The sequence below is a fragment of the Acetobacter sacchari genome (assembly GCF_017377715.1).
Taxonomy (GTDB): Bacteria; Pseudomonadota; Alphaproteobacteria; order Acetobacterales; family Acetobacteraceae; genus Acetobacter; species Acetobacter sacchari.
Genome location: NZ_JAFVMF010000006.1, coordinates 170,077 through 193,104, shown reverse-complemented (window position 1 = coordinate 193,104; position 23,028 = coordinate 170,077). Strand labels below are relative to the sequence as shown.

At 63.0% G+C, this 23,028-nt stretch carries 21 protein-coding genes; 5 read left to right on the top strand and 16 right to left on the bottom strand.

Annotated elements, in window-relative coordinates; translation table 11 throughout:
* Positions 1 to 20 precede the first annotated feature (20 nt).
* Positions 21 to 752 (top strand): DsbA family oxidoreductase, encoded by a 732-nt coding sequence (locus tag J2D73_RS07155; RefSeq protein ID WP_207880841.1) that lies wholly within the window; start codon positions 21 to 23, stop codon positions 750 to 752.
* A gap of 142 nt (positions 753 to 894) precedes the next feature.
* Here J2D73_RS07155 and J2D73_RS07150 read toward each other — a convergent pair whose 3' ends face one another.
* Positions 895 to 1,872 carry a bile acid:sodium symporter family protein gene (locus tag J2D73_RS07150; protein WP_207880839.1) on the bottom strand — a complete coding sequence of 326 codons (978 nt, stop codon included), beginning with the start codon at positions 1,870 to 1,872 and terminating at the stop codon, positions 895 to 897.
* Positions 1,873 to 2,050: 178 nt separating this feature from the next.
* On the opposite strand from J2D73_RS07150, the gene J2D73_RS07145 reads away from it, so the two are divergent.
* The gene (locus J2D73_RS07145; protein WP_243429739.1) at positions 2,051 to 2,962 is read left to right on the top strand and encodes a hypothetical protein; all 912 of its coding nucleotides are present in this window, start codon (positions 2,051 to 2,053) and stop codon (positions 2,960 to 2,962) included.
* A gap of 127 nt (positions 2,963 to 3,089) precedes the next feature.
* The gene (locus tag J2D73_RS07140) at positions 3,090 to 3,938 is read left to right on the top strand and encodes a lipid-binding SYLF domain-containing protein (RefSeq protein WP_207880837.1); all 849 of its coding nucleotides are present in this window, start codon (positions 3,090 to 3,092) and stop codon (positions 3,936 to 3,938) included.
* Between the two features lie 29 nt (positions 3,939 to 3,967).
* On the opposite strand, the gene mltG is transcribed toward J2D73_RS07140, so the two are convergent.
* From mltG to J2D73_RS07120, 4 genes are all read right to left on the bottom strand, one after another.
* Positions 3,968 to 4,984, bottom strand: a complete 1,017-nt coding sequence (mltG, locus tag J2D73_RS07135) for an endolytic transglycosylase MltG (protein WP_207880836.1) — start codon at positions 4,982 to 4,984, stop codon at positions 3,968 to 3,970.
* 12 nt (positions 4,985 to 4,996) lie between these two features.
* Positions 4,997 to 5,875 carry an aldose 1-epimerase family protein gene (locus J2D73_RS07130; protein WP_207880834.1) on the bottom strand — a complete coding sequence of 293 codons (879 nt, stop codon included), beginning with the start codon at positions 5,873 to 5,875 and terminating at the stop codon, positions 4,997 to 4,999.
* Positions 5,876 to 6,186: 311 nt separating this feature from the next.
* Entirely contained in the window at positions 6,187 to 8,343 is a 2,157-nt protein-coding gene (locus J2D73_RS07125; protein WP_243429757.1) for an RNA degradosome polyphosphate kinase, read from the bottom strand.
* A 620-nt stretch (positions 8,344 to 8,963) separates the two neighbouring features.
* The gene (locus J2D73_RS07120; protein ID WP_243429738.1) at positions 8,964 to 9,833 is read right to left on the bottom strand and encodes a P-loop NTPase family protein; all 870 of its coding nucleotides are present in this window, start codon (positions 9,831 to 9,833) and stop codon (positions 8,964 to 8,966) included.
* A gap of 108 nt (positions 9,834 to 9,941) precedes the next feature.
* Here J2D73_RS07120 and purM point away from each other — a divergent pair, with 108 nt between their 5' ends.
* Together purM and purN are read left to right on the top strand one after the other, a co-directional pair.
* Entirely contained in the window at positions 9,942 to 11,012 is a 1,071-nt protein-coding gene (gene purM / locus J2D73_RS07115) for a phosphoribosylformylglycinamidine cyclo-ligase (protein ID WP_207880830.1), read from the top strand.
* 10 nt (positions 11,013 to 11,022) lie between these two features.
* The gene (gene purN / locus J2D73_RS07110; RefSeq protein ID WP_207880828.1) at positions 11,023 to 11,658 is read left to right on the top strand and encodes a phosphoribosylglycinamide formyltransferase; all 636 of its coding nucleotides are present in this window, start codon (positions 11,023 to 11,025) and stop codon (positions 11,656 to 11,658) included.
* Between the two features lie 13 nt (positions 11,659 to 11,671).
* Here the strand turns inward: purN and J2D73_RS07105 are convergent, their stop codons facing one another.
* The 11 genes from J2D73_RS07105 to J2D73_RS07060 form a co-directional block, all read right to left on the bottom strand.
* A complete protein-coding gene (locus J2D73_RS07105; protein ID WP_207880826.1) occupies positions 11,672 to 14,596 on the bottom strand; it encodes a DUF4175 domain-containing protein in 2,925 nt (974 codons plus the stop codon).
* Positions 14,593 to 15,936, bottom strand: a complete 1,344-nt coding sequence (lysA, locus tag J2D73_RS07100; protein WP_207880823.1) for a diaminopimelate decarboxylase — start codon at positions 15,934 to 15,936, stop codon at positions 14,593 to 14,595. Before lysA ends, J2D73_RS07105 begins: the two co-directional genes overlap by 4 nt.
* A 247-nt stretch (positions 15,937 to 16,183) precedes the next feature.
* Positions 16,184 to 16,696, bottom strand: coding sequence for a contact-dependent growth inhibition system immunity protein (locus J2D73_RS07095; RefSeq protein WP_243429737.1), 513 nt, complete (start codon positions 16,694 to 16,696; stop codon positions 16,184 to 16,186).
* A 183-nt stretch (positions 16,697 to 16,879) separates the two neighbouring features.
* Positions 16,880 to 17,437 carry a hypothetical protein gene (locus tag J2D73_RS07090; RefSeq protein WP_243429736.1) on the bottom strand — a complete coding sequence of 186 codons (558 nt, stop codon included), beginning with the start codon at positions 17,435 to 17,437 and terminating at the stop codon, positions 16,880 to 16,882.
* A gap of 106 nt (positions 17,438 to 17,543) precedes the next feature.
* Entirely contained in the window at positions 17,544 to 18,095 is a 552-nt protein-coding gene (locus tag J2D73_RS07085) for a hypothetical protein (RefSeq protein WP_207880820.1), read from the bottom strand.
* 2 nt (positions 18,096 to 18,097) lie between these two features.
* A complete protein-coding gene (locus J2D73_RS21015) occupies positions 18,098 to 18,229 on the bottom strand; it encodes a hypothetical protein (RefSeq protein WP_279380900.1) in 132 nt (43 codons plus the stop codon).
* A gap of 17 nt (positions 18,230 to 18,246) precedes the next feature.
* Entirely contained in the window at positions 18,247 to 18,600 is a 354-nt protein-coding gene (uraH, locus tag J2D73_RS07080; RefSeq protein WP_207880818.1) for a hydroxyisourate hydrolase, read from the bottom strand.
* A complete protein-coding gene (gene uraD / locus J2D73_RS07075; RefSeq protein WP_207880816.1) occupies positions 18,597 to 19,124 on the bottom strand; it encodes a 2-oxo-4-hydroxy-4-carboxy-5-ureidoimidazoline decarboxylase in 528 nt (175 codons plus the stop codon). Before uraD ends, uraH begins: the two co-directional genes overlap by 4 nt.
* Positions 19,121 to 20,026 (bottom strand): allantoinase PuuE, encoded by a 906-nt coding sequence (gene puuE, locus J2D73_RS07070; RefSeq protein ID WP_207880814.1) that lies wholly within the window; start codon positions 20,024 to 20,026, stop codon positions 19,121 to 19,123. Before puuE ends, uraD begins: the two co-directional genes overlap by 4 nt.
* The gene (locus tag J2D73_RS07065) at positions 20,023 to 21,270 is read right to left on the bottom strand and encodes a pyridoxal-phosphate-dependent aminotransferase family protein (protein ID WP_207880812.1); all 1,248 of its coding nucleotides are present in this window, start codon (positions 21,268 to 21,270) and stop codon (positions 20,023 to 20,025) included. Before J2D73_RS07065 ends, puuE begins: the two co-directional genes overlap by 4 nt.
* A gap of 163 nt (positions 21,271 to 21,433) precedes the next feature.
* A complete protein-coding gene (locus tag J2D73_RS07060; RefSeq protein WP_207880810.1) occupies positions 21,434 to 23,026 on the bottom strand; it encodes a gamma-glutamyltransferase family protein in 1,593 nt (530 codons plus the stop codon).
* Positions 23,027 to 23,028 lie beyond the last annotated feature (2 nt).

Below are 23,028 nucleotides of genomic sequence, written 5' to 3'. Positions count from 1 at the left end.
GATCTCCCTATGATCGCGCCATGAACATGCTCACCCCCGTTCACGCCAAGGTAGAGGTCGAAATCGTCTTCGATTTCGTCTGCGCCTGGTGTTACATCGGGATCGAGCAACTCGTTTCAGCTCTTGAGCAACGCGACGATGTGGACTGCAGCCTGCGGTGGCGGCCATTCCTGCTCAACCCCTCTCTTCCCGTCGTCGGAGTGAGCTTCGCCGATTACCTCCGGTCTCGTCACGGGTCGGACGAGCGTTCTGCACGCATCTGTGGCCTGATAGCTGTTCAGGCGCACGAGGCCGGGCTGGACATACGCTTCGAAAGGATCACTCGCGTCAGGCCAACCATCGACGCGCATCGCCTGCTCGCCTGGGCCGGAGCAAGAGGCGATTGCCTCAATCTCGCTCGTGCGATTTTTGCCGCGTATTTCAGGGACGGCGCCGATATCGCCGACCACATGACGCTCGCGGACCTTGCTGCCGCAGAAGGCTTCGACCGGGATATCGCCTTGCAGTTCCTCGCCGGACAGACCCTGACCGGGACAGTCATCGCAGACCACGTCGCAGCGCAGAAATCCGGGATCAACGGAGTGCCGTCAGTAGTCATCGGCGGCCTTGGATTGACGGGCGTTCATGACGCCAGGGTGTTCGACAAGATTTTCGACGCAGCGTGTCCTCAACGGAGCATGGAGCAAAACGCGGGCAGCGTGTTCTCCCACGCGTTGTTGGAATGGTCGGAAGAGCGTTCGAGAGGTTCGTGAAAAGGCTAAAATATCCTTTTCCAGATTGGAGCTCAGTCGCGTTTTTTAGCGGGCAGTTCGTTCAAATACAAAAAACTAAAGGACAGCGCTCTATCATGCTGGCCGCGCCGTTAGCGTAGTACGGGGGCTTGATGACAAGAGCTCACCCCGCCTGAACAGTCCCAGCCCCCTCCTGCTCTGCCCGTCTGGCGAAGCGACGCGCCAGCACGGCGCAGACGAAAAGCTGGATTTGATGGTAAATCATTAACGGCAGCACCACGAGGCCAACTGTGGCCGGAGCGAACAGTACGTTCGCCATAGGCACGCCGGACGCCAGGGTCTTTTTCGAACCACAAAACACGATGGCGACTTCGTCTTCGCGTGAAAACCCGGCCAGCCTGCTGCCAAAGCCTGTCACGAAGAGAACGAGGAATAGCAAGGCGGTGTCGAGAGCCGCGATCATGCCAATCTGCTCAAGCGGCAGGCGCGTCCAAAGCCCTTGCGTCACGGCTTCGCTGAACGCCGTGTAGACGACGATCAGGATGGAACCCCGATCAGTCATCGACAGAAGCTTTTTGTTCCGGTGCGCCCAGCCGCCGATCCACGGCTGCAGCAGTTGCCCCGCCACGAACGGCAGCAGCAGTTGCAGCACGATGTTCAGCACGCCGCCGGATTGCGCCCCATGACGGGCCAGCACCAGACCCACCAGAAGCGGCGTAATGAATATGCCAACGATATTGGACGCGGTCGCCGCGCACACGGCCGCAGGCACATTTCCGCGGCCGATCGACGTGAAAGCGATGGACGACTGCACTGTCGACGGCAGACAGCACAGGAACAGCACGCCCATCCATACGTCGCCGAGCAGCAAACCGGGCGCCACCGCGTGCAGCAGCAGGCCCAGAGCGGGGAACAGGACGAAAGTCGCGCACAGGATCGTCAGATGCAGCCGCCAGTGAGTCAGTCCCTGCACCACGGCTTCTCGCGACAGGCGTGCGCCCTGCAGAAAGAACATAACGGCGATAACTGCGACAGCCAGCCCGTTGAAGACAGGCACCGCAGCGCCATGACAGGGGATAAACGTTGCGACGATCAGCGTCGCAATCAGGCACAGCAGGAACGGGTCCGGTTTGAACAGCATCGCAACATCCAGTCTGCGCGACGAAGCGCGTGTTATTTTTGTTGTTGAAGGCAAGAATGGACGTCATGCCTCTCAAACTTCAAGACCACACCCACGCTGGCTCGTCCAGATTACAGGTGCAGTGGCGGGCCATGACGCCATTGCGAACCACGCGGCTTTCGGTCAGGGTCGGCGTCGCATGACTATATTCAGCCATACCTCCGCCGGGAAAACCGGATTCCGCGCGCGCAGCGCGTTCGCGCTTGTTCTGCTGTGCGGAACGTTCGCCAGGGCTCTGGCTGCGCCGCCGCCAGGCGGATGCGCGCGCATCAGTCACGACGGGGGCTCTGGCGGCGCGATGACCCACGTGCATGTATCCATGGACGACGGAGCCGCAACGCTCGACGCCACGCGCGAAACTTATACAGGGTCCGACGATAGCGTCGCCGACGCGGCGTCAGTTCTGCTGCTTTCCGCGTTTATCGGGCTGCACAAATCGGCGTGCTCGGCGTGGCTTGAGGCCGAGGGCAAACAGGCCGAAGCGGATTTGGCCGACAAACAGAAACTGAGCGTGGGCTGGACCGGCGCGCATATCCGGCGGCATGAACTGCAACTCGGACTAGGCGACGCGCGGCTTTCGGTGAGCATCGACGGAACGCAGGCCAACGCGAACCTGAGTATGTCCGGTGTGAGCGTAACGGGCGTCTCTGCTCCCTCCCTCGCGCCGCAATCGGCCGCCGCCGCCTTCTCGTTGCCGCTCAAGGACGTCGCGACGCTGATGGCGGCGACGGGCGGCAAGCCATCGTCCATGCCCGCGGTGCATGTCACGATCAATTCTCTGACCGCGCGCCGTGAACAGGTTCAGTTCACCGGACATGGCGTGGCGACGCTGACAGGCGACGTCAACCACACATCAGCGTCCGGCCATCTCGAGGTGAGGCATATCAAGGATCTCATAGACCTCGCGCGACAGGACTCTCAGATGCGGGTCGCTGCGGCGCTCGTGCTGGCGCGACTGGTCAGCCATCGGGACGGAGACGTCAGCGCGTGGGACACGACCTGGGAAGGCGGCGTGCTCACTGTCAACGGCGTGCCCCTTCCGCTGAAATAGTCCGACGCTTCTACCGTCGTCTCGCCGGAAATTGCCCGCCCGCCCGGTCTCAGCCATGCTCGCGCCACAAACTCAGGCGATTCGCCTGAGGACAAACGTTTTATCTGCCCTCCACAGGAGACATCGCATGCGGCTTAGCCTCGCCTCCCGGCTACTTCTATCGGTGACGGCCACGCTCAGCCTCGCCGGCGCCCCCGGCGTCGCCAGCGCTGCGGCGTCGCAACAAACTCTGGTCGATAAAGCCACTCTGGCCGTTCAGGACATGTTCGTGGGCGTCACGCCCACCAGCAAGATCCAGCGTTACCTGACGCAGGCGCGTGCGGTTCTCGTCTGTCCGTCGATCTTCCGCATGTCGATCGGCATTGGCGGGTCCGGCGGCGGGTGCCTTCTGCTGGCCCGCGACGCACGTGGTTCATGGTCCGATCCGGCGTTCTACACGCTCAGTTCCGGATCAGTAGGCATCCAGCTCGGCGTGCAGGATTCCGAAGCGATGTTTTTCGTCATGACCGATCGTGGTCTGCAGGCATTGCTCGACAGCCAGTTCAAGTTCGGCGCCGACGCCTCGGCCTCCTTCGCCACGATGGGAAGCGGTATCGAAAGCGGCACCACGGGCCGTTCCAACACCGACATCATGGCCGTCCAGAAATCCAAGGGACTGTTCGCTGGCGCCGCGTTGGGCGGATCGAAACTGACGACCAACAGCGGCGCCAATCGGTCCTACTACAACCAGCCCGTTGGGCCGGAGGACATCGTGATCGCCATGCGGGTCAACAACCCCGGCGCCGATCCCTTGCGCGAAATTCTGACACGCTACGGCGCGCAGACAGCCGCGGCTCCACTTCCCGCGCCATCAGCAGGAACGGCGGCCAACGCCGTCGACAACACGCAACCCACCGCGTTGACGCCTTATACGCCGCCTGCAACTGGCGGCGTGACGAGCGAATCGCTGGCTGCGCCGACACAAACGCACCGCTGATCAAAACCGAGCCGCCCCTGACCCAGCGGTCAGGGCTTCGGTTCGGTCTTTTCCGTTGAGGAGCTGCCGCCCATCAGAGCGACGTTCCGGTTATGCTCCGCCAGAGACGCTGCGAACCGATGCCCGCCCTCTCCCGACGCCACGAAATACAAATCTTCGCCGGACGCGGGGTGAGCGACCGCCTGCAAGGAGGCGAGGCCGGGCGAGCAGATAGGGCCGGGCGGCAGACCCGCGGACACATAAGTGTTGTAGGGGCTGGCGAACGCCAGATCCGCATGTGTCAGAGGTCGACCAAGCGGCCCCGCGCCGTCGTTGGCGGCATAGATGGTCGTCGGATCCGCCTGCAACTTCATCCCAAGACGTAGTCGATTCAGGAAAACACGCGCAATGTGCGGTCTCTCTTCAGGGACAGCCGTCTCTTTTTCAACGATGGACGCCAGCGTCACCATTTCTTCAGGCGTCTTCAGCGACAAGTCCGCATCACGCCCTGCCCACACCTCCGCGACCTCTCGCTCCATTGCCGCGCGCATACGATCAAGAAGCGCCGACCGCTCAACGCCCCTGAGGTAATCATAGGTTTGAGGCGCAATTCCCCCCTCCATCGGAGCGGCGACCGTTCCGGCGAGAAACGGCGCGGCGTTCACAAGCGCTGCGATCTGCCGGGAAGTCAGCCCCTCGGGTATCGTCAACCAATGCCGAACGGGCTGGCCATGACGGAGCACATGCAGAATCTGCTTCATCGAAGCGGCGGCCGGAAACTCAAGCTCAGCCGCGTGCAACTGGCCATCATGCCGTGTCACCGCGATAGCCAACCGGAATAACTGCGTATCGAACCAGCCAGCGGGCAATACGCCTTGCCCCTGCAATGCGCGGATCGTGCTGGAGTAGCCTCCGTGCGGAATGACGATTGCGGCCTGCGCGGGCAAAGGGCCGGGCGCGCGATAGCGCCACACGCACGCGCCAGCAGTTGCGGCGCAAACCGCGACGAAAACGGCCAACACGGCGAGCGAACGCCGGAAGCGTCGCACCTTTTTTGAACTGCTCATGAAATTTTGGCGTCAGGCGTCCGTAGCGGCGACCCGCCACGATGCTGTCCACTCGGCGCCCGGCCCCAAATGCAACAGGCCCGGCTTCTCCTTGAAGGCGCCGGAAAAATTTGCAGGAGAAGCATGGCCACGCCAAGGCTCGATGCAAAGGAACGGCGCGCCTTCCTTGCTCCATACGCCGAGTTCGTCAAATCCCGCCCATTTCACGCGAAGACCCTTTGCGCCGGGGCGCCCAAACCATACGGAGCGCGAGTCCACGGAATCGAAAATCACTGCGTCTTCGACGAACAGGGAATCGGAGAGCTTGAGAACCCGCCCATCAACCGGCGACGGAAATGTCTCATCCAGAAGCAAACCGCCCGCGACACGGCGAATCGGCTCGTTTTCCGGCTGCTCGAAGATGATTTCGTAATCTTCCCGCGCCTCGCCGGGGCGAAGCGGCCAGTTGAACGCGGGATGCACGCCGAGAGACGCCGGAAGCGCCTTGCGTTCGTCAGGGTTCGTGATCGTATAGGTGGCGATCAATTGTCCTGCCGACACGCGATAGGCGATGCGCAGGACGAACGCGAACGGAAAAATGGCCTGCGTTTCATCATCGGCGCGAAGTTCAAGCACGCAGCCAGCCGGCGTGCGCTCGATCCATTCGAACACGCGATCACGGGCGAAGCCGTGCTGCGTCATGCGGTAGGTTTTTCCGTCGATCGGAGCCTGGTCGTCCGCTAACCGACCAACGATAGGAAAGAGAACGGGCGAGTGACGACGCCATTCGGGGCCTGCGTTCCACAGCGCGTCGAGATCGCCATCGAAGACCAACGCAGAAAGCTCCGCCCCCGCAGCGTTTACCATCGCCTGACAGGATTCGTCGCCAAACCGGTGGCTGATGTCGGTCATCCTGCACTCCCTGCCGCGAGCTTACTTCGCATTCCCGACCCGCCGAATGCGAGTCTCTGACCCGCACAGTAATGTATCCATGCGCGAAGCGTAATGCGTGGCGCGGATACGTGAAGCGTTGGACGCGACCAGTTCCGAATCGATTGAACTCTTCGCCATTATCGGCGGGGGCGTTTTCGCCGAATTTCGGGAAGGCGAGAATAGTGTATCTTATTGTTTCACTAGGCCGCCCGCCTGTTCAGATGAGTCCACTCTGAACAGGTCTCGTCGCCAGAAGCGACCACGCGCCGCGCCATCCGGCATACGCGACATCAGTCATCCAGAAGGCGATCTCGCGGATGCGGAGCGGGCGCGCGGATGGCCACTTCGGACGCGGCGGATCCGCGCCCGGACAGCGACGGATGAGTCATGAACCACTCATGGGCGGAGAACGGCTTTCCTCCCGGTTCGAGACGTCGCCATTGGCCGGTTTTCTCCAGAATCCACGAGTGAAGGTTGTCCTTCAGATCGGTGATCATGATCTGGTCCAGCACCTGCGCATGCACGGTGGCGTTGGTGATCGGCACCAGACTTTCCACGCGCCAGTCCATGTTGCGGGTCATCCAGTCTGCCGAGGAGATATAGACCTTCGCTGACCGCGACGGCATCCTCCGCCCGTCCCCGAACGCGTAGATGCGCGCATGCTCAAGAAAACGACCGACGATCGACTTGACGTGGATGTTCTCGGAAAGTCCCGGCACGCCCGGTCGCAGGCAACATATGCCCCGCACGACCGCCATGACCTTCACTCCGGCGCACGACGCCTCGTAAAGCTTGTCGATCAGACGCGGATCGACGAGCGCGTTCATTTTTAGCCAGATGTTTCCTGGCCGTCCCGCCCGCACATGCTCGATTTCAGCGTCGATCAACGCCACCAGCGTTGAGCGGCACGTCAGCGGCGAGAACGCGATGGCCTCCATCCGCGCGGGCATCGCGTAACCTGTGACGTAGTTGAACAGCCGCGCCGAATCCCGCGCCAGTTCGGGGTTACAGGTGAAGAAAGACAGGTCGGTGTAAACACGCGCGGTGATGGGATGATAATTACCCGTGCCGAAATGCGCGTATGACCGGACGACGCTTCCTTCCCGCCGCACGACGAGGCTGAGCTTCGCATGGGTTTTCAGGTCCGGGAATCCGAAGACTACCTGCGCGCCTGCCGCCTCCAGCGCGCGCGATAGGCGGATATTCGCTTCCTCGTCGAAACGGGCGCGCAGCTCGACCATCGCAGTCACGGATTTACCCGCCTCGGCGGCCTCGATCAGCGCCTTGACGATCGGACTGTCGCGCGACGTCCGGTAGAGCGTCTGCTTGATGGCGATCACGTTCGGGTCGAGGGCGGCCTGTCGCAGGAATTGCACCACAACGTCGAAGCTTTCGAACGGGTGGTGAACGATCAGGTCCTTCGCGCGGATCGCGGCGAAACAGTCTCCGCCGAAATCGACGATCCGCTCCGGGAAACGCGGCGTATAGGGCGCAAACAGCAGATCAGGCCGGTCGTCGACGATCATCTGCTTGAGATCGACGACGCCAATCATGCCGGAATGGATCGAGACTTCCTCTGCTGGCAGGTCGAGTTCATCGACGATCGCATCGGCGAGTTCGGGGGGAACGCGCTCCTCCATGTCGAGATGGATCACAACACCACGACGGCGCCGCTTCAGGGCTGTCTCATAGGAGCGCACGAGGTCCTCGGCCTCATCCTCGAACTCGACGTCCGTGTCGCGGATGACACGCATCATTCCGCTCTCGCCGATGGAAAGGCCCGGATACAGCCGGTCGATGCACATCGTGATCAGGTCTTCGAGCAACACGAAGCGTACCTGCGGCGGCTTGCCGGGCGGTGACGGCAGGCGGAGGAATCGTTCTATCTGCGCCGGCAGCAGAATCAGCCCGTTCATAACGAACGCACCGGTGTCCGCCGAAACCAGTCGCAAGCCGAGCGCCAGCCCCATGTTGGGAATGAAGGGAAGCGGATGCGCGGGATCGACTGCGAGAGGTGTGAGCACCGGAAACACGCGGTCCATGAAGCACGCGCTCAACCACGCTCTGTCCGCCTCATCCAGATCGTCGAGCGCGCAGAGAGTGACCCCCGCGCCCACAAGTTGCTGGCGGACATCGACCCAGATGCGCTGCTGGTTACGCAACAGCCGCGCCGACTGCTCCCGCACGGCCGCGAGTTGCAACGCTGGCGTCAGGCCATCGGGAGACAGGGAGACAAGACCCTCGCGCACCTGTCCGACCAGACCCGCCACGCGAACCGAATAAAATTCGTCGAGATTGTTCGCGCTGATTGAGAGAAAGCGCAGACGTTCAAGCAGCGGGTTACGGGGATTCTCGGCTTCTTCGACGACGCGCTGATTGAAGGCCAACCAAGAGAGCTCACGGTTGATGAAACGATCCGGAGAGTTCTTTTCGATGGCTTCATGCATCAGAGCGGGCGGGCGGGCGCGGGTTGAAATTTTTCCCGTTTGGAGCGTTTTCGCGGATTTACGCGCGGGAGGTTTGGCTTTCCCGGTCGCCGACGCGTCACTCGTCGATTTCATCGTTGCTGATCGTGCGCTCGGGCGCTTCGAATCCGTCGCTCCTGCAGTCGCGGCTTTCGCAGGCGCCGACCGTGATCCGGACAGGACGGAGGCGCCACGCGCCCCTCCGGCGGCGACTTTGCCTTCTGAATTTTCGTGAACGTTTCCACCGTGCGTCGTTGCGTTAGAATTCGGTTTCCGCCGTCCAGTCAAAATAGAACTCCCCATACCTCTGCGACGATCACTCGTCGTCACATCAATTGACCAGCGTAGGCGCACGCCTGTGCTCTGTCATATGACAAATTCAAGGGGAGATATTTCGGGGACAAAAGACGCCAGCAATGGCGACGTCACGGCCTCCATGGGCGTCAATGGATGTTATGTGCAACGTCTATGAGTTTGTAATTATTTTATTTAAAAACAGGGTATTACAACGGTTTTATAAAAAATCTACCTTGAAGGTCTAATTTATTTTTTCTTAAATATCATGCAATTAAGAGATAAATCAAAGAAGTAAGATTAACTAGCTACCCGCTGTAGTTCTCCAGCAATTCTTCAATCAACGCGGACGCTGCCGCGCGGTCGAAAGCCGCGCCCGTGCTGAGCGACGCCGCGTCAATCCGCTGCACCGCCAACTGTACCGCGCGCGCTTCGCGAGGCAGACGCGGCAACATCCACTCTACAACTGACGCCGCGACAACAAGCTGGCGTTCCGCGAGCAACCGCAGCATCAGGCGGCGCAGCAACACGTCTTCGGCCGGGCCAAGGCTGACGGCCATCGTCGCACGTACACGGCTTTGCAGGTCGGGCACGGTCAACCGCCAGCGCGCGGGCGCCTGACGCGCGGTCATCAGCACGGGCGCGCCGAGTTCGCGCGCCAGATTCAGCGCCTGCAGCAACGCGACCTCGTCCAGGACGTCGTCAGAGAGGTCGTCAATGGCCAAAGCGCCGGGACCATCTCCGGCCGCGAGGTTTTTGACCACTTCAGCATCCAGTGCGCGGGCCTCGATCACCTTTGCCTCACGACGCGCCGCCCATACGCGCAGGAGATGCGTCTTCCCGCGCCCCGGCCCCCCCCACAAAAGCAACCGCCGATCCGGCCAGCCTTCGATCGTTCGCTGACCAAAGAGCCATGCACGGGCGGCGGCGTTGGAACGGGCCGGCACAAAGCCGGCTTCGTCGAGCACTGGCTGATGAGAGAAAGGCAGCGCTATCTGGCTGCGACTGGAAGACGACGGCGACAAAGGCAGCGCGAGCGTCCCCTGAACAGCTACGCGTTCCTCCGTGCCCGAAGATTTTTCGGGCGCATAGGCGCATTTCGTATCGCAAACCCGGTCCGTCACTGCTATGCGCGCCGCTTCGCCTGCCTTAAAGGAACTCCCGCGCGCCAAGGACATGACGCGTCCGTCGCTTTCACATATTACCGGACGGGCTCGCGGCCAATGGCCGTATGACGACCAGCAGCGGCGCCCGCCCTCTCACCTTTACTGCGAGACGAGACCAAGATGACCCAATCCTCCGCGAAAGGCCTTACCTACCGTGAAGCCGGGGTGGATATCGAGGCTGGAGACGCGCTGGTCGAGGCGATCAAGCCAGCAGCGCGCGCCACGACCCGATCAGGCGTCATGGGCGGACTTGGCGGTTTCGGCGCGCTTTTCGATCTGAAGGCCGCCGGGTTTAAGGACCCGATTCTCGTCTCCTGCACCGACGGCGTTGGGACGAAGCTGAACCTCGCCATAGATTCGGGCCTCCATGAGACAGTTGGAATCGACCTGGTCGCCATGTGCGTGAACGATCTGGTGGTTCAGGGCGCCGAACCGCTGTTCTTTCTCGACTACTTCGCCACAGGGCGTCTCGCCGTCGAAGACGCCGCCAAGGTGGTGAAAGGCATCGCCGAGGGATGCCGTCAGTCCGGCTGCGCCCTTGTGGGCGGCGAAACGGCGGAAATGCCCGGCATGTACGCCCCCGGCCACTACGATCTGGCCGGGTTCTCCGTTGGCGCGGCCGAACGTGAAAATTTGCTGCCGGGCGCCATCCGTCCGGGCGACAGCCTGATCGGCCTGACCGCCAGCGGCGTTCATTCAAATGGCTTTTCGCTGGTTCGCCGCGTGATCGAAGCCGCAGGCCTTACCCTTTCAGACCCGGCGCCGTTCGCCCCCGGTTCGTCTCTCGGCGAAGCAATGATGACGCCGACGCGCCTTTACGTTTCGACAGTGCTGACCCTGCACCGGGAAGGGCTGCTGACGGGCGCGGCTCACATCACCGGCGGCGGCCTGCCGGGCAACCTGCCTCGCGTCCTTCCTGGAGGGACCGGGGCAGTCATCGAACACGCCTGGACTCCGCTACCTGTATTCCAGTGGCTGGCGGCCGCCGGAGGCGTGTCGGATGAAGAAATGCTTCGCGTGTTCAACTGTGGCGTCGGCATGGTTCTGATCACCCGCGATCCGGATCTTGTGATGAAGCGTCTCGCCGAAATGGGCGAAACCGGCGTGCCGTTGGGCCATGTGGAGGCTACCGAATCAGGCGCCACGCCGAGCTTGCGGTTCCTCTCTACGCCGCGCTTCGACGGCAAGTGAGCCCGCCACGATGACGACGCCTGCCGAGAAAACGCCAATAGGCATCCTGATCAGCGGTCGGGGCAGCAACATGCGCTCCCTGATCGCCGCCTGTGCAGATCCGGAATTTCCGGCGTCCGTCTCGCTGGTGCTGAGCAATGATCCCGACGCGCCGGGCCTGCGGACCGCGGCGGATGCTGGATTGGCAACTCGCGCCGTTCCGCACCGGGATTTCGGCCGAAATCGGGAGGCGCATGAGCGCGTCATTGACGCCGCCCTGCGCGAAGCGGGCGTGAAGTTCGTTTGTCTCGCCGGGTATATGCGATTGCTGACGCCCTTCATGACGGACGCCTGGGCCGGGCGCATGATCAACATCCATCCAAGCCTGCTGCCGCTGTTTCCCGGAACGCACACGCATGAGCGTGCGCTTGAGGCTGGCGTGCGGGTCCATGGCTGCACGGTGCATCATGTGACCGCCGGAATGGACGAGGGGCCGATCATCGCGCAGGCGGCGGTTCCGGTCCTGCCGGGCGACACGCCGGACATGCTCGCCGCACGAGTGCTCGAACAGGAGCATCGCCTGTATCCTGCTGCCCTGCGGCGGTTGCTTCAGCCGGAACATGCCGAAGCGGGTTGCTCCGGCGACGCGGCGCTGCTCGTCGCCTGACGGCGCCGCGTTCTCAGAACGATTTCAGGAGCCGGTCTAGATAATCCAGTTCCTGTTGCGGTCGCGTGCGATCCGAATCCCTGCGCCGCAATTCCTGTTCAATCTCATGCGCCCGTTCACGAGAGATGGTATCCGGAATGTGCGTGTCGCCGGGCGCGTTATCGCCGCCTTCCCCGGTTGAACGACCCAGCGGATCCTTGTCCGCCGACCCGTTATCGGAACCGTCGCCACGTTCCGCGCCGCTATCTCCCGCCTGAGACTGTCCCTCGCCTGATTGGTCGCCGTTGTCGCCGCCGCTCAGCGCAGGCAGGAAACTCGGCGTTCCGCCGCTGGAAGAGCCGTTACCGCGCAGAGCCTCTCGCATCTGCCGCCCGCCCTGCTGCAGCGCCTGCAACGCCTTTTCCTCGGCGCCCGCCGCATCCCCGTCATTTCCCTGCGCCAGAGCACGACGAGCGTCCCGCATGGCGCTCTGGGCCTTCGCGAACGCGGGCGGCTCCTTGCCGGTCAGGTCCTTGAACTCCTGCTGCAACTCACTTGTGGCGCGCTCAAGGGCGTGTTGCGTGGCTCGCTCCGTTCCGCGAGCGTCCGCCGCTGCCACCCCGTCGCTCGACTGTCCAGCCTGTGGCTGCCCGCTCGCGGATTGGCTCCCCGCGGAATGATCGGCCGGACCTTGCCGATCGGCATCCGCCCCGGACGGTGGCGCACCGTTCTGTTGACCGGCATTTTTCTGATCTTCGGCGGACGGTTGCTGCTGTGCGCCACCCTCCTGTCCCGGCGGCGCTAGGCCCAGTTTGCGTAGCAACTCCTGCGTCGACATCGTGGCGAGATTCGTGTCGCCGTCGTCGTCCTGATCGCGTACGGCGTTGTTCCGCTCTTCCGCCCGGCGATCCTTGTCGAGCCGCGATTGCGCGTGATCTAACAGTTTGGTCTGCTGCTGCACGATGTCGCGCAGGCCGTCGGTCTGCTCCCGCAGCTTCTGCTGTGCTGCGAGTTGCCGCCCAAGCGCCGCCATGTCCTGCGGCGTGGCGTTGCGCATGCCCTCAATCGAATCTTCAAGCTGTTCCAGCTTGTCCATGGCGTTGCCGGACCTGCCTTCCGCCGCGTCGTCCTGCATGCGTTGCATCAGGCGCCTGAACGCGTTGTCGCCGGATTTCGTCAGGCCGGGCAAATCCGGAATAGCTGTCCTGTCGCGCAACGCCTGTTGCGTCAGCGCCTGCATCTTGTGCGCAATGGCCTGTTGCAACGCCTCCATCCGGCGACGGAGTTCGGCCTGATCCTCCGGCCCATGCGCATTGTCTTCGCGCATGTGGCGAAGTTGCTGAGCGACGGCCTCCTGCGCGGCGCGAACCTCGATGGACGCCTGCGCGCCTTCGTCGCCGCCCCTCAGCCGGTCTTCGATATCCAGCGCCAGATCCCACATCCGGGCGACGGATTCGGCTATTGCGTCTTCATCCGTGACGTCTGGATTGGACAGACGCGCGGCGATCGCAGTCAGGTTAAGAAACATGCCGGTATTGCTGGAAAGCGGCCCTGGCGTGTCGCCCAGCGCCGCCAGATCCTCCGCCGCCGCACGCCGGGATTCCTTCCCGAGCGCCAGCCGCTTCCGCAGATCAAGAACGGCGCGCGCGACGGGAGAACGGAATTTCCGAGATCCCAGAGTGAACGTGACTGACTGGCTTTGGGCCTGTTGATGGCTGACGCTGCGCGCGACAAGAACGGCCTTGACCTCCTCCCCGGCCCAGGGGTCAGAAGACAGGTCGGGCGCTATGACGCCTTTCGCGGTCACGGGATGCCCGGACAGCGGGATCGGCACGCGCAGCACGCGGGAATCGCCCAGAAGCGACGGGTGGGCAAGGCGGATCTCGGCCGTCAGGGTCTCGATGCCGTAAGAGTGCCGCGCCTCGTAAGGCAATCTGGTCCGGCGGCTTCCCTTTTCGCCCCCCGGGTCCTTCCCCCATGCGACCATAGGCGCTGCATCCGGCGTGACGGTGACGTTCCAGCGCGCGATCACCCGTCCACGCGCCTTGAGCGCCAGCGCGCCGCCGTGCTCCAGCGTCGCGTCCAGCCGCCACGATCTCGGATCGAGCGCCCTCACGCTCTCCCGCTCGACGCCACTCGAAACAAGGCGCGGCGCCCCGTTCAAACCGGTTACCGACGCCGTGATTATGGATCCTTGCGGCACAGGCGCTGGAGCGTCGCCGCTATTGAGAAACACTGGCGCTGCAAGCGCGAAGCCGGGCGGCGTGATCCACGCGTCCACATGCGGCATCGGCGTATCCGGGTCGTCCCAGCCCGGCACGAAGGCGGCGGCGAGACGTCCCGGAGCATGACTGCCCGCCATGACGAGCACGACGGCGAGCGCAGGAACCAGCAGGCCGCCCGCGATCCATGGATCGCGACGCGTAAAAGCCGGGCGAGGCCAGCCGGAACGCAACGGCCCGAGCGAGGCGACGAGACGCTCCTGATAAGCGCGCCACAACTCGCTGGAGCCAAGACCAGACGAGTGATCGGTCAGGCTGGCCAAAGGCCGGTTGCGAAGATTCGACGCCTGCTCGATGCGACGGTCGATCTCGATAAGCGTCGGTTCGCGCAGACGCACCCACCCGCGTCGGGCGAGCCATGCCGTCAGCGCGCTCGTTCCAAGCAGCAGCGCCAGATGCGCGCCATCCGGCAGGCTTTGCGGCGCGCGCAGCAGGCCCGCCAGAATATAGCCGCCAGCAACCGTCGCCGCTGGAGCGAGCAACGGCGCCGCGCGTTCGGCAAGCAACACGCGGCGCGTGCGCTTGCGGGCTACGGCGAGGCCGCCCGCCGGTCCCTCACCTGCCCCACCGCCAGAGCCGCCGCCCGAAGCGTTTTCCGGCCCTTTTCTGGCGCCCGAAGCATCGCGCCACGGGTCCGGAATCCGCGATCCGCCGCCATATGTCGCGGCGTCGCTCATGCGTCGCCGTTCAGCCAGCCGGGCGTCGTCTCATTCGCCCACAGAGCCTCGACCGTCTGGCGCGGGCGGATCACGGCCCAGCGCTCGCCCTCGACGAGCACCTGCGCCGCCAGTGGCCGGGCGTTGTATGTGGAACTCATCACCGATCCGTAGGCCCCGGCGTCGAGAAACGCCACGCGCGCCCCGCGTTGCAGCGGCGGAAGCATGCGATCACGCGCGAAGCAGTCTCCGCTCTCGCATACCGGGCCGACGAGATGCGCCTTCTCGGGTTCCTGAACCGCGTCATGAGGAGAAAGGGGGAGCACGCCATGCCACGCATCATACAGCGAGGGTCTCAACAGATCGTTCATGGCCGCGTCCAGAACGATGAAGGGCGCGCCGCCCGTCACCGCCTTGCGGAGAATGACCGTGCTCAACAGAACGCCGGACGGCCCGGAAATCCAGCGGCCGGGCTCGATCGCCAGCCGCACGTCCAGATCGCCCAGCTCCGCGCGGATGGCGCCGGCGAAGGCTTCCGGCGAGCCCTCGCCCTCGTCACGGTAGCCGATGCCCAGCCCGCCGCCGCAATCGACGACGCTGACCACAGCCCCGGCCTCGCGCGTCGCACGAACAAGCTGCGCCACGCGGGCGTAGGCCGCTCGGTAGGGATCGGCCTTCAGAATCTGGCTGCCGATATGCGCGGCGTAACCGACAGGACGCACGCCGGGCAGAGCGGCGGCGCGGAGATAAAGCGCCAGCGCCTCGTCATACGGAACGCCGAACTTGTTGTCGGCGAGGCCCGTGGTGATCTTCGCATGCGTTTCAGCATCCACGTCAGGATTGACCCGCAGCGCGACGTCGACGACGCGCCCGGCCTCCACTGCGAGGGTGGATATGATCTCCAGTTCCTCGGCGCTTTCGACGTTAATCTGCGCGACGCCCTTCTGAATCGCCAGACGAATCTCCGTGTCGGACTTCCCCACGCCCGAGAAGACGATCTTCGACGCAGGGACGCCCGCCTCCAGCGCGCGCAGCAATTCGCCGCCGCTGACCACGTCTGCGCCGAGCCCTTCACTGGCGAGAATTCGCAGCACAGCGAGGTGATCATTGGATTTGACCGCGAAATGAACGGATACGGACAACCCCGCACCCGTCATGGCGGCCAGCAGACGACGTGCGCGAATCCGCAGCGCGCTCGCGCTGATCACCCATGCCGGCGTGCCGATCTCGTCCGCGATGGCGGAGAGCGGCACGCCCTCCATCATCAGCCCACAGGTCGGGTCCAGCGACAGCTGTGGCCTTGTGGCGAGCAGTTCGCGAACGGTCGGGTCGGGAGTCGAGAGATCAGGAGCGTCGGCCATGAGCCCAAGGTAGAGAGTCGCGGCCTCTCCTCCAAGGGGGAGAAGCGTCAGTCGTCGCAGCGGCCTGCATTATGGCGCCCGGCTCCTGCCTCGTGGGCGCCGGAACTCTGAGCCATGCTCCCCACTCTCCGGGTCCCATGAGGCAATGGCCGCACGCCCGTTTCCGAAGTCGCCCTGATCAACGGTCCTATCGCAGCAAGCGCCGGGGTTGTTCAGAATGAATTACCTGTTCAGCGGACAGACAGGATCATGGAAAGAGAGGCTGGGTGGACTTTCCGGGACCTTCGCACTTCGCCAAGGTTTTCAGGACTGTTTCGCCAATCTCTGCATCGGATGCGGCGAAAGGAATCCGGAAGACGCGTCCTTCGTTTCTGTCGAGCGGCCAAGCCGAATGATTGCCGGTAACCGAGCTTTTGGATGCCTCCATGACGATGTCAGGTTCCAATCCGTTAAACCAGGAAATGAACAGGTGGTCCTTCTTTTTCCAGGCCAAATCCCTCGATTTGTAGCCATAGGTGCTGGCGACGTCGTCCCAGAAGGCGAGACGCCGCTCACTTGACGCGGCCTTCATGGCGATGAGGTGGTCCCGGTCAATCGGAACGCCAGGAGGCGGGGAGCAATACTCGCTTGTTTCGAGCGCTTGTCGCACATTGGCGCCGATCCATTCGGGCGTCACATCCCGTGCCGAATGGATCGCTAGGCCGCGACGTGAGAAGTGCATTCCGCCCCATATTTCGTCAGAAATAACGGTGATGTACATGTCCGTGCGATTGACCTGACATGTTCTATGCGGCGTGCCCGGAGGATGACTTCTTATTGGAAACGGCTTTTTCTTTCTCATCACGACACCGGGTTGCTCTTGAAGGTCAGAGACTTGCCGCTGGCGGCGGAGACGTCGTTCATGGCGTCGTGATAGGCTTTACAGAGAACTTCCCTTGGCGCGTCACGCGTAATTTGGCTGGCAGGCGTCAAGCGCCTGCAACGCCACCGTGCCGAGTTCTTCGTCGGTGACGTTGATCGAAACATGGAAAACCTTAGCGTGGTTTTCGTGCGAATACCACGCTGAGTGTCCTCCGCCCCGACCCCGTGAAGCCCGAAGCCGTATCTGATCCGTCTCCTCGTAATCCCAGTCGACGAAAGCGAGCGCCGATTTCGACATGGCCGCAAGATGATCTTTGAAACCGTACTCATCTCTTATTCCGAACCAGAAATTTCTTGACGCTGCGGCAGATCGTGGGCGAGCTTCCTGAAGTCTCTCGTCAAATAGCGGACCATAGCCGTAATCCGCGCGATAGTCATGGCTCGTCAGGAGAGCCTGGCGTAGGTTGTTTCCTATCCAGATCGCCGAAACCTGCTTGATCGGGATGGCAATTGAGGAACCGTCCGGGGAGAAATGACTGCCTCCCCATTCATCCCGGCAGATGACAGCAAAATATTTTCGTGTTCGAATAATATTTGCTCGTTTCGTGCTGGGGGCAACTCTCGGCTGCTGCATGTTCATGCGATCACCTTGACAGCAAAATCAATATCTTTCCCGCTTGTGTCCGGGTCGGCGGCAATACGATCCTTGGAGCGCTTTGCAGATGGCCGGTTCCGATAGCTGCGCGTCACGCGTAGTTTGGCTGGCAGGCGTCAAGCGCCTGCAGCGCCACCGCGCCAAACTCCTGATCACTGGCACTGATCGAGGCATGAAAGACCTTGCCGTGGTTTTCGTTCGAATACCAGGCAGAGTGACTTGTTCCCCGCCCCTTTGATGCTGCCAGATGGACTTGGTCCGTCTGCTCACATTCCCATTCCGCAAAAACCAGAGCCGATTTTGTCTGAGCCTCGCGCCAATCCTTGAAGCCGTATTTCTCCCGAACACGACCCCAGAATTCCATGTAGAGCGGCCCCGATTTTTTACGCTCTGCGTCAATTTTGTCTTGAGGTAGGGGATACTTACCCCATTCCATAAAGAGGTCCTTGCTAGTCCGCAGGGCCTTCATCAGATTTTTCCCGATCCACTGCGGCGTGGCCTCTTTGCGGTCAATAAACGTGGACCATCCCGTAACAGAGAAATAACTGCCACCTCGATTGTCCATGGAAATCACCGCAACATATTTTCGGGTACGGATCAGATGAGCGTATTTTACGATACCGTTTGCGCCTGGAGCAGCCATCGTCAGGCAATATCCTTCACTTTGAAGTCAATCGTCTTACCGTCACTGGCGACACGATCCTCCGCCTCCTGAAGCGCCATGCAGATCAGGAGAGTCAAAAAACGCGTGCTTTCTTCGGGTAAAACTTTACCCATTAAATGACGACGCGCCTTTAACTCCCCCGATACGTGGAATATCCAAACGGCGAGACCTGAAGCGGCACATGGTAATGCCCCCCCTTTCCGTCCTCCGCAGGTTCCGCGATTCCGAAAGCTATCGGCACCACGCCCAGAAATGGCGGATCGCTCAACGCTACGCCCCGGTCGCGGAAATAAGCGGCGACCGCAAACTCCAGCCGATAGATGCCCGGTTCAAGTTGTCCGACGGCCGCGATCTCCGGACAGCGTCCGTCGCCGTTGGTGGCGCCCGCGAACAGCACGGTTTCACCGCGCCAGAGCGTGACGGCCACGCCTTCGGCCGGGCCGCCTGCGACAAGATCGAGAACATGGGTCGACAATGTGCTCATGACGGCTCCTCCAATCTGCGAAAGACCTCGGCGCAGCGCAACGCGGCGATCTTGTCGATCTCGCCCAAGGCGGTCGCAAGCTCTTCTTCTGGCGTATTCGCGCCGCGACGCTCCATTTCTGACAGGATGAAATCCTTGTCGCTGAGCCGCACGCAGATGACGAAAGGCATCTCAAAACGCGCCCTGTAGGCGTCGTTAAGGGCGTTGAATCGCGCATATTCGACGGGCGTCAGCCTGTCGAGCCCGGCGGACGCCTGCTCCGCACGGGACGCGTCGGTCAGCGTCGTGTCCACGCCCGCGCGCCGCGCAAGCTCCGGATGCTCACGCACCAGCGCAAGTTTCGCTTCGTCCGGCGCCGCCGCAATCACGCCGCGCAGGGCGGCTGCCACGGCGGCGGTGTCGGCGAACGGCGCCTGCGCGAACGCAGCGTCCGCGATCCAGGGCGAACATTCGTAGATCGGCCCGAAGGCCGCCACGAACGCATCCTTCGTCATGGCGTTGACCCGGCTTACAGCGTCGGTCATGCGGGATGAGTCTCCAGCCAGTGTCTTGCGATGTCGAGGCGCGTCGCCACCCATACCCGGTCGTGCGCCATGACGTGATCGAGGAAGCGCGCGACCGCGCGGGCGCGCGCCGGTCGTCCGGCGATCCGGCAATGCAGGCCGACAGACATCATGCGCGGCGTCTCCGCGCCCTCGTCCCACAACTGATCGAAGGTGTCGCGCAGATAGCGGAAGAACTGCTCGCCGTCCGTAAAACCGTTCAGCGCCACGATCTTCATGTCGTTCACGTCGAGCGTGTAGGGCACGATCAGCTGCGCCCGGCCATGCGTGCGGTCGTAATACGGCAGGTCGTCGGCATAGGAATCCGCGTCGTAGACGAACCCCCCTTCCTCGGCAACAAGGCGCGCCGTATTGGGGCTTGTGCGTCCCTGATACCAGCCGAGCGGCCGCGTCCCGGTCAGCGCCGTATGGATCGCCACGGCTTCGGCGATGTGTTCGCGTTCGACGGCTTCTGGCACGTCCTGATAATCGATCCAGCGCAATCCGTGGGACGCAATTTCCCAGTTCGCCGACAGCATGGCCTCGACGGCGGCGGGGTTGCGGGCCATCGCCATCGCCACGCCGAACACCGTCACCGGCAGCCCGCGTTCGACGAACAGCCGTCGCAATCGCCAGAATCCGGCGCGGGAGCCGTATTCATAAAGGCTTTCCATGGCCATCGCCCGCGCGCCCGGAATCGCCCGGGCCCCAACCATTTCTGACAGGAACGCTTCGGATGCTGGGTCGCCGTGCAGGACGGAGTTCTCTGCGCCTTCCTCGTAATTGACGACGAACTGCACCGCCACGCGCGCGCCGCCGGGCCAGCGCGCATCCGGCGGCGTCTGGCCGTATCCGGCGAGGTCCCGAGGGTAGGCCCCGCTCATGCGGCGTCCCTAAGCGTCGCGTTCCATGCGGCGAGTGCGGCGTCCACGCCCTCTCCACGACGGACGGCGTATCCCTGCCCCGCAAGCACCGTGTCCAGCGCGCCGATCGTGTGCAGGACCTTGTGTTTCATCGCGTTGTAGCCCATCGCGCCGATGCGCCAGATACGTCCGGCGAGCGGCCCGAACGCCGTGCCGATCTCGATTTCGAAGTCCTCGCGCATCCGCGCGCGCACGGCGTCTCCGTTGACGCCTTCGGGTATCCAGACGCCTGTTACGTTCGTCATGCGGAACGCATCCTGACCGAACACATTCAGACCCATCGCCCGCAATCCCGCCGTCACGGCGGCGCTTGCGGCGCGATGGCGGGCGAAGCGTGTCCCCAGTCCTTCTTCAAGCATCACACGGGCGCATTCCCGCGCGCCGTAAAGCATCGTCGTCGCTTCGGTATGATGATTCAGGCGTTTTTCCGACCAGTAATCCATCACCATGGCGAGGTCGAAATAGTTCGAGCCGATGCGCGCACCGATCCCATCCGTGGCGTCCGCCGCGCGTATGCCGCTCTCCACGTGCCGCCGGCGGAAAATGTGCTCGGCGGCGCGGTCGGAGATCGTAATGGGCGAGGAACCTGGCGGCCCGCCCATGCATTTTTGCAGCCCGCCTGTCACGACGTCCACGCCCCATCCATCGACATCCACCGCCATGCCGCCCAGCGTCGCGGTCGCATCGACGTAGGACAGGACGCCGTGTTTGCGACAGATCTCGCCAACGCCCTCAAGCGGCTGAGCCATTGTGGTGGACGTGTCGCCGTGGATGCAGGCGAAGACCGCCGGGCGATGCGCGACAATCGCGGCCTCGATGGCCTCTGGAGTTGCGACTTCTCCCCATTCGAGATCGAGCGTGCGGATGTCGGCGCCGATCCGCTCCGCGATTTCGGACAGCAGCAACCCGAAACGTCCGGCCCGGACAATCAGGATGCGCGCGCCGGGTTCCACAAGGGAGACCATCGCAGCCTCAATCCCGGCCCTCGCCGTGCCGTCGATCAGAAACGTCCATCGGTTGGCGGTCATGAACACCTGACGATAAAGCGCCATGGTCTGGTTCATGTATTCCGTCATTTCCGGGTCGAACTGCCCCAGCATGTCGGCGCTCATCGCGCGCAAAACGCGAGGATGGACGTTCACCGGCCCCGGTCCCATCAGCAGGCGCTGCGGCGGATCTATCTGTCCGAAAAATGGTTCCGGCATCGTCTCTTTTCCCAATATCTAGCCAACTCACACGTCTATGCGCGTTCATGGACTCCGGTTTGTTGTATTGACGAATCTCTTTATCCGATCAGCCAATTCCGACTGATCGGATGATGCTCTATCTTTCTGGCGAGCGTCATCCGGAGTTATAGCGCTTCACCGTTCACCACGCCGCCACAGCCCCGTCGCTGCGCGGGTCGGATGCGCCTTCCAGCACCCCGTCCGGATTTCTCAGGATCGCTCCTGCGTGCCCCATCATCGATGTGAACGGCGCGACGCGTTCAATCGCGTGGCCCGCAGCGCCGAGACGTGCAATCAGTTCGGGCGAAAAGCGATCTTCGTATTTCAGGGTCACGCTGTCTTCACCCCATGTCCGGCCCAGCAGCCAGCGCGGCGCCGTGACGGCTTCCTGCAATCCCATGCCGAACCGGGCGTAGCGGGTGAACACCGCCGCCTGAGTCTGTGGCTGCCCTTCGCCGCCCATCGTGCCGTAGACCATGAGGCGCCCGTCATCGAAGCGGGCCGCGGCGGGGTTCAGGGTATGGAAAGGCTTGCGGCCGGGTTTCAGGGCGTTCCATCCGTCTTCGGCGATCCTGAAGCTCGCGCCCCGGTTCTGCCAAGTGATCCCGGTCTGTGGCAGCACGATCCCCGAGCCGAATTCGAAGTAGGTGCTCTGGATCATACTGACCGCAACGCCATCGCTATCGATGGCGCCGAGCCACACCGTGTCCCCGGCCTGGGAGGGGTGCGGCCATGGCGCGGCGCGCGCGGGGTCGATGGCGGCAGCCATGGCGTCAAGCGCGCGCGAATCATCGAGAAGCGTTTGCGCGTCGACGGTCATATAGGCCGGGTCGCCGACATGGATGTCGCGATATCGGAAGGCCTGCTTTGTCGCTTCGACAAGGCCGTGAATGTGTTCGAAGCTTTCACCCTGCGTCACGCCAAGACGATCGAAAAGCGAAAGGATAAGCAGCGAAGCGACGCCCTGAGTCGGCGCCGCCATGTTGAACAGCGTCGCGCCCTTGATGGACGTGGACAGGGGCGGTCGAACGCTCGCCCGATGCGCCGCAAGATCGGCGGCGGTGACCGGACTTCCCGCAGCCGCAAGATCGGCGGCGATACGCGCCGCAAGCGGCCCGTCATAGAATGAGGCCGGACCGAGTTCCGCAAGTTCACGCAACGTCGCGCCGAGCGCTGGATTACGCAGAAGCTCGCCCTCAAGCAACGGACGACCGTCGGGCTCATATATCGCTGCGTAACCAGAAACTGGCCGCAGTTCAGCCGATTTTGCGGCGGCCAGTTCCGCGCCCCCCTTTGTCACCGGCGCGCCGTTCTCCGCATACCAGATGGCGTCGCGCAGCAGCCGCTCCAGCGGCAGCGGCGTTCCGGCCTGCGCCGCGAGTTCGAGCGCCTTCGCCCAGCCAGAGATCGTTCCCGCCACGGTGTTCGCAGCCAGAGGACCGCGCCACGGCACGGCGTCATGCCCACTCCTGCGATAGAGATCGAGATCAGCCGCTGCCGCCGCACCGCCACAGGCGTCAATCGTCTGTGTGCGGCCGTCTGGCCAGCAGATAAGCCAGAACCCGTCTCCGCCGATCGACGTCATATGCGGATAAACGACCGCGAGGGTTGCCGCCGTGGCGATAACGGCCTCGATAGCCGAACCGCCGTCACGCAGCACGTCAACGCCCGCCTGCGCCGCAAGGTGATGCGGGGCGGTGACCATGCCGCGTGTCGAGCGCTGGGTGTGCAGCATAC